Origin of the sequence: Aeromonas sp. JL9 (assembly GCF_024436075.1) — a bacterium.
Classification (GTDB): Bacteria; Pseudomonadota; Gammaproteobacteria; order Enterobacterales; family Aeromonadaceae; genus Aeromonas; species Aeromonas veronii.
The window spans coordinates 24036-36790 of sequence record NZ_JANFNV010000003.1 but is presented as its reverse complement, the minus strand read 5'-3'; the positions used below and the strand labels follow the sequence as shown (position 1 = coordinate 36790).

The following is a 12755-nucleotide window of genomic DNA, read 5'->3' as shown; positions in this document are numbered from 1 at the left end:
GGTGGCCTGCTGCGCTTCTTGACTGCGGCACCTCTTGCACCTGTAAAAATCGGCCTCTGTATCCTCGCGGTGAACCTTACCGGCAGTCAGTTGAGGATTATTTGAGAGCCACTTGAAGAGGATTCAATAGCCAGCGTCACCTTATCTTGTCATTTTGGATGTGTAAACATCTGGATGGCTAAATCATCCAGTTTCCCATCAGATGAATGAGCATAAGGAAATGAACCTATGACACGAGCACACACCCTGGGCTTCCCCCGTATCGGCGCCAAGCGCGAGCTGAAATTTGCCCTCGAATCCTACTGGCGTGGTGAGACCACTCAGGCCGAACTCGTTGCCGTGGGCAAGACGCTGCGTGAGCGCCACTGGCAGGCCCAGCACGGCGCCGGGGTCAATCTGCTGCCGGTGGGCGACTTTGCCTGGTACGATCAGGTGCTCGGTACCAGTCTGCTGGTGGATGCGGTGCCCGCCCGCCACCGCCATGGCGAGACCGATCTAGACACCCTGTTCCGGGTGGCCCGCGGCCGTGCGCCGACCGGCCCGGCGGCGGCCGCCGCCGAGATGACCAAATGGTTCAACACCAACTATCACTATCTGGTGCCGGAATTCAGCCGTGATCAGCGCTTCAAATTGGGTTGGAGCCAGCTGTTTGACGAGGTGGAAGAGGCCAAGGCGCTGGGGCTGCCGGTCAAGGCGGTGCTGCTGGGGCCGGTCTCTTATCTGTGGCTTGGCAAGGAGAAAGAGAGCGGCTTCTCCCGCCTTGAACTGCTCGATCGCCTGCTCATCGTCTATCAGGAGATCCTGGCCAAACTGGCCGCCCAAGGGGTGGAGTGGGTACAGATCGATGAACCTGCGCTGACGCTGGACCTGCCGGACGAGTGGCGGCTGGCCTACCTCAACGCCTACGAGCGCCTGAGCGGCCCCTGCAAGCTGCTGCTCACCACCTATTTCGGTTCGGTGGCCCATCAGCGCGACATCATCACCAGCCTCAAGGTGGATGGCCTGCATCTGGATCTGGTGGCCGCCCCCGAACAGCTGGAGACCCTGGTGCCGCATCTGCCCGCCCAGTGGGTCATCTCCGCCGGGGTGATCAACGGCCGTAACGTCTGGCGTGCCAATCTGGCCAAGCTGGCGCCGACTCTGAAGGCACTGAAAGCCAAACTCGGCGAGCGGCTCTGGGTGGCCTCATCCTGCTCATTGCTGCATAGCCCGGTGGATTTGACCCTGGAGCAGGAGCTGGATCCCCAGACCCGCAGCTGGTTCGCCTTCGCCTTGCAAAAATGTTTCGAGTTGGGGCTGCTCAGAGAGTATCTGGATGGGGGCGAGCTCGACAAAATCACCGCCTACAGCCAGCCCATCGTTGATCGGGAGTCCGACAGCCGGGTGCACAAAAAAGCGGTGCAGTCACGGCTCGCCAGCCTCACCAACAGCGATTTTGATCGCCACAGCCCCTATCCGGTCAGGGCCGAGCTGCAGCGCTCGGATCTCAAGCTGCCGCTGCTGCCCACCACCACCATCGGCTCCTTCCCGCAGACCTCCCAGATCCGGGTGTTGCGGCAGGATTGGCGCGCCGGTCGCATCGACGACAGCGCCTACGAGGCGGGCATTAAGGCGGAGATCCGCGATGCCATCGCGCGTCAGGAGGCCATCGGGCTGGACGTGCTGGTACATGGCGAGGCCGAGCGCAATGACATGGTGGAGTATTTCGGTGAGCTGCTGGATGGCTTTGCCATCACCCGTTTCGGCTGGGTACAGAGCTATGGCTCCCGCTGCGTCAAGCCGCCGGTGATCACCCGCGATATTGACCGCCCGACTCCCATGACCCTAGCGTGGACAAAGTTTGCCCAGAGCCTGACCGACAAGCCGGTGAAGGGCATGCTGACCGGTCCTGTGACCATCCTCTGCTGGTCCTTCCCGCGCGAAGATGTGAGCCGCGAGCAATCCGCCCTGCAAATCGGCCTTGCCATTCGCGACGAGGTGGCAGATCTGGAAGCCGCTGGCATCAAGATCATCCAGATCGACGAACCGGCGATCCGCGAAGGCTTGCCCCTGCGCAAGCAAGATCATCAGGCCTATCTCGACTGGGCGGTGCGGGCCTTCCGTCTGAGCGCGAGCCCGGTGGCGGACAGCACCCAGATCCACACCCACATGTGTTACAGCGACTTCAACCTCATCATCGAGGCGGTGGCGGCGTTGGATGCGGATGTGATCACCATCGAGACCAGCCGCAGCCAGATGCAGCTGCTCGAAGCGTTCGAACGCTTCAACTACCCCAACGAGATTGGCCCGGGCGTCTACGACATCCACTCGCCGAACGTGCCGAGCCAGAGTTGGATTGAGGGGTTGCTGCGCAAAGCCGCCAAACAGATCCCGGCCGAGCGGCTCTGGGTCAACCCGGATTGCGGCCTCAAGACCCGCGGCTGGGAAGAGACAGAAGCCGCCCTCAAGGTGATGGTCGATGCTACCAAGGCGCTGCGGGCCGAGCTGGCGTAACCGGCAAGCCGTGACCGCCATCGATAAGGTGGTGTGCTGAAAAACGAACGAGAGAGGGGAAGCCACTGCTTCCCCTCTCTTTTTTCGTTGGCCACTTTTTCCACTGGATCCTGAACCTTGCTGCAGCCTGCTTTGCACTAGGCTCAGAGTTGGCAGAAGTGGATGGAGTCGCGACCATGAGAGTCAGTCTGGGGAGTGCAATCCTGTGGGGATTGCTGATGTGGCAGAGTGTATGGGCGGCGCCAGCGGCCGAGTTGAAGATGGTCTACTTTGACGACTTTGCCCCATATTCGTGGCGTGACGAACAGGGCAGGATGCGCGGGCTGATGATCGACGTGATGGATCGGGTGGTTGTGCAGATGGGGCTGCGGGTGCGCCACGAAGGCTATCCGTGGCAACGGGCGCAAAAACTGGTGCGGATGGCGCAGGCCGATGGCTTAGTGACCATCGCAACTCGGGAGCGGCGCAGCTATACCCTGATTGTGGAAGAGCCGGTCACTACCACTGTGCTAACCATTTTTACCCAGCGCGCCCATCCCCGCATGGCGGAGTTTCAGCGAGCCAGCCGCTTGAGCGACTTCAAATCGCTTACCTTTCTCGACTATTTCGGTAACGGCTGGGGCAAGGAGAACCTGGCGGGCTTCACCGTTCATCACACCATCAATGTCGATAATGTCTTCAAAATGCTGGCGGCGGGGCGGGGGGACCTGATGGTGACCGACCCACTTGTGGCACGCTTCAAACTCAACCAGCTGGGTCTCTCCGGGTTGGTGGTCGAGGTGCCGCTGCAGCTTGACTCTACCCCGTTCAATCTCTGCATCGGCAAGCACTCCCGCTTCAATACCCGGATAACCGAGTTCAACAGTGCCCTGCAACAGCTGCGACAAAGCGGCGAGTTGGCGCGTATCGTCGAACGATATCGTTGATGCGCGGCTGCCATCTGCTGTTTGCCAACGGCGTGTCTATCTTGGCGTCATATCGGCGATGGTTGCCCAGAAGGCATCGATCAAGGGCCCCTTGCTGTGGGGCGGACGGATAAGGCCAATGGTCCAGCAGGCTTCCCCATCTCTGAGGGGGAGGGTGAGCACATCAGGGTGCTCTATGGTGGTGGAGGAGGGAACCAGAGTCCAGGCGATCTCTGCCGCCGCGGTGGCAACACCGGCGGCGAAGTCGTTGACGTACTGGATATCGCGAAAACGCAGCCCGCTCTGGGCCAGATAGTTCATCAGGTGATCGTAAAACGACGGCGCCTTGTCCCGACGCAGGATCGCCAGCGGTTTGTCCACCAGATCCGCCAACTCCCTCACATCTCGGTAGCTGGCGGGCAGTACGGCGACAAAGTGGGCTTCGACCACCGGCAGGGCGTGCCACCCCTTGGGGGCGGGCAGGCGGCAAAAACCGAGATCCAGCTTGCCTTCACTGAGCGCCAGCAGCTGGTGGTGGGTGGAGAGATCGTTGAGCTCGATAGTCACCTGCGGTCGCTCGGCGCGAAAGCGGGCGATGGCGGCGGGCACCAGGAGCTTGGTGGCCACGCCAAAGCCGATGCGCAGGGTGCCGACATTGCCCGCCAGCACGTCGCGGGCGGTGCGCGAGAGCTGCTCGCTCTGGATGATCACAGCGCGGGCATCTTCATACAGCGCCCTGCCCAGTCCGGTGAGGCGAGTGGTGCTGGCGTTGCGCTCGAACAGCTCGCCGCCCAGCGCCTCCTCCAGCCGCCTTATCTGTTTGCTCAGGGCCGACTGGGTAACGTGCTGACGTACCGCTGCCTGGCCGAAGTGCAGCACCTCCCCCAGAGTGACGAAGGCTTTCAGATCCCGTAGCTCCATCAGGGCTCCTTTCATTCCTACTGGGAATGTTGAGTGGTCATATTTGTCATTGGACGGAATTTTAGAAGTGATGGATGCTTATGCCAATTCATTTCGGGTGCCCCGACAGGGGGCATCGAGTTATCAGAGATGGCTGACACCATCAGCGCAGAAGGAGCAACACCAGATGCATCATCACAAGTTCAACGACTTCCCGAGCGATTTTCTGTGGGGCGCCGCCTCCGCCGCCTATCAGGTGGAGGGGGGCTGGAATGCCGATGGCAAGGGGCCCTCGGTGTGGGATCTCTTCACCAAGCTGCCGGGCAAGACCTTTGAGGGGAGCAACGGCGATGTGGCGGTGGATCACTACCACCGCATGGAAGAGGACGTGGCGCTGATGGCCGAGATGGGGCTCAAGGCCTACCGCTTCTCGGTGAGCTGGCCGCGCATCTACCCCACCGGTCGGGGGGAGGTGAACGAGGCGGGACTGGCCTTCTACGAGAAGCTGATCGATACCCTCTTGGCCCACCAGATCGAGCCGGTGCTGACCCTTTATCACTGGGATCTGCCGCAGGCGCTGCAGGATGAGTACGGCGGCTGGGAAGACCGATGCATTATCGAGGATTTCGAGCACTACTGCGTGACCCTCTATCAGCGTTTTGCCGGCAAGGTGAAGTACTGGGTGTCGCTTAACGAGCAGAACTACAACCTGACCAACGCCTATCAGCTCGGCACCCATCCGCCTGCTGTGCAGGATCGCAAGCGCTTCTTTGCCGCCAACCACATCGCGTTTCTGGCCAATGCCCGAGTGATCAAGGCGTTTCGCCAGCATGTGCCAAATGGCCTCATCGGCCCGAGCTTTGCCTACTCCCCTGCCTATCCGGCGTCGTGCGATCCGAAAGATATGCTGGCCTATGAGAACGCCGAGGAGTTCAACAACCTCTGGTGGCTGGATGCTTACTGCTTTGGCCGCTATCCGCAGGCGGCGCTCGCTTACTTGCGAAAAAACGGCGAGGCACCGGAGATCCTGCCGGGCGATATGGAGCTGCTGCGCGAGGGGACGCCCGACTACATCGGCGTCAACTACTACTACACCCTGACCTACACAGATAACCCCTTGGGCGGTCAGACCCTGCAGCGCATCAACACCACCGGCAAGAAGGGTACTACGCCATCCAGCGGCATCCCCGGCCTCTACAAGACGGCGCCCAATCCGCACCTTGAGACCAGCAACTGGGACTGGGCCATCGACCCGACCGGGATGCGCATCGCGCTGCGTCGCCTCTCTTCCCGCTATGGCCTGCCGCTGATGATCACCGAGAACGGCCTTGGCGAGTTCGACAAGCTGGAGGCGGGCGACAAGGTGAACGATGTGTACCGCATCGATTACCTGCGCAGCCACGTCAAGGCGTGCCAGGAGGCGATGCAGGATGGGGTGGAATTGCTCGGCTACTGCGCCTGGTCGTTCACCGACATCCTGAGCTGGCTCAATGGCTACCAGAAGCGTTACGGCTTCGTCTATGTGGAGCGTGACGAGCAGGGGGGCTCCCTTCGCCGGATCAAGAAGGCGAGCTTCCACTGGTACAGCCAGGTGATTGCGAGCCAGGGCAAGCAGCTCTGACGATGTATCTCGTCGCGTAACCAGCGGGCCCGGGCAATCCCCGGGCCCGCGCTGTTTTTGGCGGGGGAGAGGGGGCAAGCCGGTTTCTCACCGTGCGACTCATCCCTGTTTGCTGATTTTTGTCCTGCCAAAGCTGCCGACCCCTGCTATTATCTGCGGCCGAACATGAGCCAATAAAAATCAGGATATCGTGATGACTGACCACACTTTTATTCCCGGCAAGGACGCGGCGCTGGAAGACTCCATCGAACGCTTCCAGACCAAGCTGCAAGCCTTGGGCTTTGATATTGAAGAGGCCTCCTGGCTCAACCCCGTGCCGAACGTCTGGTCGGTGCATATTCGCGACAAAGAGTGCGCCCTCTGCTTCACCAACGGCAAGGGTGCCAGCAAGAAGGCGGCCCTCGCGTCTGCCCTTGGCGAATATTTTGAGCGTCTCTCCACCAACTACTTCTTCGCCGACTTCTATCTGGGAGAGCAGGTCGCCAACGGCGATTTCGTTCACTACCCGAACGAAAAGTGGTTCCCCATCGAGGGTGACCAGTTCCCGGCCGGTCTGCTCGACAGCTTCACCCGCAAGTTTTACAACCCGGACGGTGAAGTGACCGCCGACATGCTGGTGGATCTGCAGTCAAACAACGAAGAGCGCGGTATCGTCGCGCTGCCGTTCGAGCGCCAGTCCGATCACGAGACCGTCTACATCCCGATGAACATCATCGGCAACCTCTATGTCTCCAACGGCATGAGCGCTGGCAACACCAAGACCGAAGCGCGCACCCAGGCGCTCTCCGAAGTGTTCGAGCGCCACGTGAAGAACAAGATCATCGCCGAGGCCATTAGTCTGCCGTTGATCCCGGACGAGGTGATTGCCCGTTATCCGGGGATTGCCGCCTCCATCGCGGCGCTGGAAGCGGAAGGCTTCCCCATTTACAGCTTCGATGCTTCACTGGGTGGCCGTTATCCGGTCATCTGTGTGGTGCTGCTCAACCCGAGCAACGGCACCTGCTTTGCCTCCTTCGGTGCCCACCCGCGCTTCGAAGTGGCCTTCGAGCGGACCGTCACCGAGTTGCTGCAGGGCCGTGGTCTCAAGGATCTCGACGTGTTTGTGCCGCCGTCATTCGACAACGAGCAGGTGGCGGATCACCACAACCTCGAGACCCACTTCATCGACTCCTCGGGCCTTATCAGCTGGGATCTGTTCAAGCAGGATGCGGACTTCGAGTTTGCCGACTGGGACTTCCGTGGCACCTCGCAGGAGGAGTTCGATCACCTGATCGGCATCTTCCATGAGCTGGAGCAGCCGGTCTATATCGCCGACTACGAGCATCTGGGTGTCTACGCCTGCCGCATTCTGGTGCCCGGCATGTCCGACATCTATCCGGCCGAAGATCTGTTGCTGGCCAACAACAATATGGGCGCCAACCTGCGCGAAGTGATCCTGGCACTGCCATCACTTGATTGGGATGCCGAGCAGTACATGGCGTTTTTTGATCAACTGGATGAAGAGGGGCACGACGAGCGTACCCGTGTACGCGAGCTGCTGGGCATCGCCGCTGCCAAGGGTACCGCGCTGCACACCCTGCGCGTTGGCGAGCTGAAAGCCATGCTGGCGCTGGCCGCCGGTGAGCTGGAGACCGCACTGGATCTCATCGACTGGACCATGGAGTTCAACCAGTCGGTGTTTACTGCCGAGCGTGCCAGCTACTACCGCGCCCTGCGTGCCTGCGTCGAGTTGTTCCTCGACGAGGAGCGGGATCCGGAGCAGTATCGCGCCGTCTTCACTCGCATGTATGGTGAAGAGACGCTGGCACAGGCATGGGCCAACGCCACTGGCGAAGCACGCTTCCACGGGCTGGAGGCGGCCGATCTGTCGCTCTCCCAGTTCCCACTGCACCAGAAGCTGCTGGCGGCCTACGAGAAGCTGCAGAAGGCCAAGCGAGCCCATCACTGGGCGTGATTGTTGCTGTAAAGGAAGGGGCCGTGTGGCCCCTTCTGTTTATCGTGCGGCAAGGCACGGGATAGTTATTCAAAGATGAAATAAAAAACAAAAAATACCCCTAAGGGGGTTGATGGCAGGGCAGGGGATGTGCTGTCGATCTGCAAAGATATCTTGCCAATACCATATTTCCATGATCGAAAATAAATTCTTTAAAATCATTGCATTAAAAATGTGATATTTCTGTTTCAGCTGATACCTGGTGTAAAGTGGCGTAGCCATCGCACTAAAATATTTGTAGTAAAATTACATTCGCACTCTGATAAACTTGATCAATGTCAATTTTGGCTATTTGGCCCTTTGTTATGATTTCAACAGGCAAAACATTCAGGTAGAAAATAATTGAAAGCTGAATCTCCATTCGATTGTCTCAAGCCCGAAGCCATCGCTGCACTGGCTGAAGACATCACCTATGCCAAGGCTACCAAGCCGGCATACAAGGTCATTCCACTGGCCATTACCGCAGGCGCTTTCATCGCCATCGCATTTATCTTCTACATCACAGTGACGACCGGAACCGGTTCCATGCCTTGGGGTATGGCCAAGCTGGTTGGCGGTCTCTGCTTCTCTCTCGGACTTATTCTCTGTGTGCTGCTCGGTGCCGAGCTGTTCACCTCCACCACCCTGACACTGGTGGCCAAGGCTGCCAATCGCATCAGCTGGGCTCAGCTGCTCAAGAATTGGGGTCTGGTCTACTTCGGCAACCTGATTGGCGGTCTGCTGATGGTGGCGCTGATCATCGTTTCTGCCGAGTACACGGCAGCAGACGGTCAGTGGGGTCTTAACGCACTCAAAGTGGCTCAGCACAAAATTCACCACACCTTCTTCGAAGCGGTGGCGCTCGGTATCCTCTGTAACCTGATGGTATGTCTGGCTGCATGGATGGCATTTGGTGCACGCAGCGCGACTGACAAGGTAGTGGTTATGCTGCTGCCGGTTGCCATGTTCGTTGCCTCAGGTTTCGAGCACAGCATCGCAAACATGTTTATGATTCCGGTTGGCATCGCTATCCATAGCGTGGCTGGCCCGGAGTTTTGGCAGGCCATCGGCCAGGATCCGGCAACCTTTGCTGACCTGACCGTATCCAACTTCGTCCTACACAACCTCATCCCCGTGACCATCGGCAATATCATCGGTGGTGGCGTGATGGTTGGTCTGACTTACTGGTTTATCTTCCGTCGTCATCATTAAGGATGATTGCGGGATACTACATCAATACCGTGTGAGGTAATGAAAAATGGCAGAACTTAACGAACAGTTCCAAAAAGCATGGGAAGGCTTCGCGGCCGGTGAATGGCAGACCTCTGTCAACACCCGTGACTTCATCCAGAAGAACTACACCCCGTATGAAGGTGACGAGTCCTTCCTGGCTGGCGCGACCGAAGCGACCACCAAGCTGTGGGACAAGGTCATGGAAGGGATCAAAATCGAGAACCGCACTCATGCGCCGGTTGATTTTGATACTGACCTGCCCTCCACCATTACCGCACACGATGCCGGTTATATCGATCAGAGCCTGGAGCAGATCGTTGGTCTGCAGACTGACAAGCCGCTGAAGCGCGCCATCATCGCCAACGGCGGTATCAAGATGGTTAAAACTTCTTGCGAAGTGTACGGTCGTCAACTGGACCCGATGGTCGAGAAGATCTTCACCGAATACCGCAAGACTCACAACCAGGGCGTGTTTGACGTTTACACCAAAGACATCCTGAACTGCCGTAAGTCTGGTGTTATCACCGGTCTGCCGGATGCCTACGGCCGTGGCCGTATCATCGGTGACTACCGTCGTGTTGCCCTGTACGGTGTTGACTTCCTGATGGCCGACAAACTGGCCCAGTTCAAGTCCCTGCAAGCTGACCTGGAAAACGGCGTCAACCTGGAAGCCACCATCCGTCTGCGCGAAGAGATCTCCGAGCAGCACCGTGCCCTGGCACAGATGAAGGTGATGGCTGCCAAGTACGGTTGCGATATCTCCGTACCGGCCAAGAACGCTAAAGAAGCCGTACAGTGGACCTACTTCGCCTACCTGGCGGCAGTCAAGTCCCAGAACGGTGCAGCCATGTCCTTCGGTCGTACCTCCAGCTTCCTGGACATCTACATCGAGCGTGACCTGCAAAAAGGCCTGATCACCGAGCAAGAAGCCCAGGAGCTGATGGACCACATGGTCATGAAGCTGCGTATGGTTCGCTTCCTGCGTACTCCGGAATACGATTCACTGTTCTCCGGCGACCCGATGTGGGCGACCGAGACCCTGGCTGGTATGGGCGTTGATGGCCGTACTCTGGTCACCAAGAACAGCTTCCGTATGCTGAACACCCTGTACACCATGGGCCCGTCCCCTGAGCCGAACCTGACCATCCTGTGGTCTGAGAAGCTGCCGGTCGGTTTCAAGAAGTACTGTGCCAAGGTATCCATCGAGACCTCTTCCGTTCAGTACGAGAACGACGATCTGATGCGTCCGGATTTCAACAACGATGACTACGCCATCGCTTGCTGTGTATCCCCAATGATCGTTGGTAAGCAGATGCAGTTCTTCGGTGCTCGTGCCAACCTGGCCAAGACCATGCTGTATGCAATCAACGGTGGTATGGACGAGAAGCTCAAGATCCAGGTCGGTCCGAAAACCGAGATGGTCAAGTCCGAGTACCTCGACTACAACGACGTAATGGATCGTCTGGACCACTTCATGGATTGGCTGGCCAAGCAATACGTTGCTGCGCTGAACATCATCCACTACATGCACGACAAGTACAGCTACGAAGCCTCTCTGATGGCGCTGCACGACCGTGACGTATATCGCACCATGGCGTGTGGTATCGCTGGTCTGTCCGTAGCCGCTGACTCCCTGTCTGCCATCAAGTACGCCAAGGTCAAGCCGATTCGTGACGAAGATGGCGTTGCCATCGACTTCGAAATCGAAGGCGAATACCCGCAGTTCGGTAACAACGACGCTCGCGTCGATGATATCGCCTGTGACCTGGTTGAGCGCTTCATGAAGAAGATTCAGAAGCTGAACACCTACCGTGGTGCTGTTGCTACCCAGTCTGTTCTGACCATCACCTCCAACGTGGTATATGGTAAGAAGACCGGTAACACCCCGGATGGCCGTCGTGCTGGTGCTCCGTTCGGTCCGGGTGCAAACCCGATGCACGGTCGTGACCAGAAAGGTGCTGTTGCTTCCCTGACTTCCGTAGCCAAGCTGCCGTTCGCTTACGCTAAAGATGGTATCTCCTATACCTTCTCCATCGTTCCGAACGCACTGGGTAAAGATATGGAAGCCCAGAAAGCCAACCTGGCTGGCCTGATGGACGGTTACTTCCACCACGAATCCAACGTAGAGGGTGGTCAGCACCTGAACGTTAACGTGATGAACCGTGAAATGCTGCTGGACGCCATGGAAAACCCGGAGAAATATCCGCAGTTGACCATCCGCGTATCCGGTTATGCCGTTCGCTTCAACTCTTTGACCAAAGAGCAACAGCAAGACGTCATCACCCGTACCTTCACTGCTTCTCTGTAATCGAGACATAGTGAGCAAAAACCGGCGCCAAGGCGCCGGTTTTTTTATGTGTGCGATTCAGGGGGAGTAATCATCACCTGTGAATCGCCCCCAGTTCCATCGCAACCACAACAGTTGTTACTGGGTATTCGAAGAGGATTAAGGGGAGGGGCTCACCAGGATTGACCTGGGCCCCGTCTGTAATGCGATTATGCTTTATTCGCGCTCTAAGGGGATAGGCGGTTGCTTTGCCTGCCATTGCATCAGTGTTGCTATGGCTCGTGGAACAGCTGATCAGGTTTAAGGGGTGAACAGAGGCGCCATCGCGGGTATCAAGCAATACCCATAAGCCTGTGACTATGGAATCATTCTCTGCCTCTGCCTCTGCCTCTGCCTCTGCCTCTGCCTCTGCCTCTGCCTCTGCCTCTGCCTCTGCCTCTGCCTCTGCCTCTGCCTCTCTCAATGTGCAGTTGGGAGGGGGTCTGGTTTAGCCAGCCAGATATGTGTGAAGCTACAAACCCTGCTTGCAGAAACAACAAGGGCTGCACATTGTGCAGCCCTTGCCTCTGGAGAATAGCAGGTTGAGCGTGTCAGCTGGCCCAGGTGATGATGTGATCGATCCATTCACCCGCCTGATCCTCGTGAATGACTTTGCCACGGACGGATTGACCAGCCTGATGCATCGCGGAACGACTGCCGGTCAGCAGAGGATGCCACTCTGGAAGAGCGTCACCTTCAGACAGCAGGCGATATGCGCAGGTTGAGGGGAGCCAGTCATATTCGGCGATCTTGTCATGGGTGATCTGCAGACAGTCAGGCTCTTTTTTGAAACGATTGGCGTAATCAGAGCACTGACAGGTCTTGGTGTTAAGCAAATTGCAGGCGACATTGGTGAAAACCAGTTCGTCGGTATCTTCATCGATCAGCTTGTTGAGGCAGCATTTTCCGCAACCATCGCAGAGGGATTCCCATTCGGATTCAGTCATCTGCTGCAGACTCTTGGTCTGCCAAAAGGGGGCTTGCATCATACCGCTCACTTATTACACCTGATAAAACGCGTGGTTATACCCCTTGTTACCCAGTATTTCAAGGGGCGCTTTTTCAATGGCTCCAGTGGGAGCTGATCAAAAAGAATATTTATGCGACAAGGGGGGAAGCTTGCTGCAACGTATTTGATTATATCGAGATGTATTACAACCTAATCAGGTTTCATGGTTCCGATGATGGACTGTCGCCGGCTGAGTTTGAAAGCAGTTCAATGTTCAACAATCGTGTGTCTAGAAAACTTGGGGCGATTCAGTATGGCCCCCGATAGGTGTGCTCTCTCTGTAGGCTGTTCACTCG

The 12755-nt window shown here is 57.7% G+C and carries 8 protein-coding genes and 1 pseudogene; 7 read left to right on the top strand and 2 right to left on the bottom strand.

Going from position 1 to position 12755, the window contains the following annotated elements:
• The first annotated feature begins 228 nt into the window (after nucleotides 1-228).
• Both metE and NOM06_RS03725 read left to right on the top strand, forming a co-directional pair.
• Complete coding sequence (gene metE, locus NOM06_RS03730) at nucleotides 229-2493, top strand: 5-methyltetrahydropteroyltriglutamate--homocysteine S-methyltransferase (RefSeq protein WP_255909953.1); 2265 nt, start codon at nucleotides 229-231, stop codon at nucleotides 2491-2493.
• Nucleotides 2494-2669: 176 nt separating this feature from the next.
• Complete coding sequence (locus tag NOM06_RS03725) at nucleotides 2670-3419, top strand: ABC transporter substrate-binding protein (RefSeq protein WP_255909952.1); 750 nt, start codon at nucleotides 2670-2672, stop codon at nucleotides 3417-3419.
• Nucleotides 3420-3455: 36 nt separating this feature from the next.
• On the opposite strand, the gene NOM06_RS03720 is transcribed toward NOM06_RS03725, so the two are convergent.
• Complete coding sequence (locus NOM06_RS03720) at nucleotides 3456-4319, bottom strand: LysR family transcriptional regulator (protein ID WP_255909951.1); 864 nt, start codon at nucleotides 4317-4319, stop codon at nucleotides 3456-3458.
• Between the two features lie 166 nt (nucleotides 4320-4485).
• Here NOM06_RS03720 and NOM06_RS03715 point away from each other — a divergent pair, with 166 nt between their 5' ends.
• The 4 genes from NOM06_RS03715 (at nucleotide 4486) to pflB (ending at nucleotide 11432) form a co-directional block, all read left to right on the top strand.
• Nucleotides 4486-5919 (top strand): glycoside hydrolase family 1 protein, encoded by a 1434-nt coding sequence (locus tag NOM06_RS03715; RefSeq protein WP_255909950.1) that lies wholly within the window; start codon nucleotides 4486-4488, stop codon nucleotides 5917-5919.
• Nucleotides 5920-6112: 193 nt separating this feature from the next.
• Nucleotides 6113-7873 (top strand): 30S ribosomal protein S12 methylthiotransferase accessory factor YcaO, encoded by a 1761-nt coding sequence (gene ycaO / locus NOM06_RS03710; RefSeq protein ID WP_043824548.1) that lies wholly within the window; start codon nucleotides 6113-6115, stop codon nucleotides 7871-7873.
• 381 nt (nucleotides 7874-8254) lie between these two features.
• On the top strand, nucleotides 8255-9103 hold the full coding sequence (gene focA / locus NOM06_RS03705; protein ID WP_041210327.1) for a formate transporter FocA: 849 nt from the start codon (nucleotides 8255-8257) through the stop codon (nucleotides 9101-9103).
• 46 nt (nucleotides 9104-9149) lie between these two features.
• Nucleotides 9150-11432: a formate C-acetyltransferase gene (gene pflB / locus NOM06_RS03700; RefSeq protein ID WP_005352571.1), complete on the top strand. Its 2283-nt coding sequence runs from the start codon at nucleotides 9150-9152 to the stop codon at nucleotides 11430-11432.
• A gap of 569 nt (nucleotides 11433-12001) precedes the next feature.
• On the opposite strand, the gene NOM06_RS03695 is transcribed toward pflB, so the two are convergent.
• On the bottom strand, nucleotides 12002-12436 hold the full coding sequence (locus NOM06_RS03695) for a YcgN family cysteine cluster protein (protein ID WP_005352569.1): 435 nt from the start codon (nucleotides 12434-12436) through the stop codon (nucleotides 12002-12004).
• Between the two features lie 68 nt (nucleotides 12437-12504).
• On the opposite strand from NOM06_RS03695, the pseudogene NOM06_RS03690 reads away from it, so the two are divergent.
• Nucleotides 12505-12692, top strand: a pseudogene (locus tag NOM06_RS03690) (IS3 family transposase); the annotation flags it as partial.
• Nucleotides 12693-12755 lie beyond the last annotated feature (63 nt).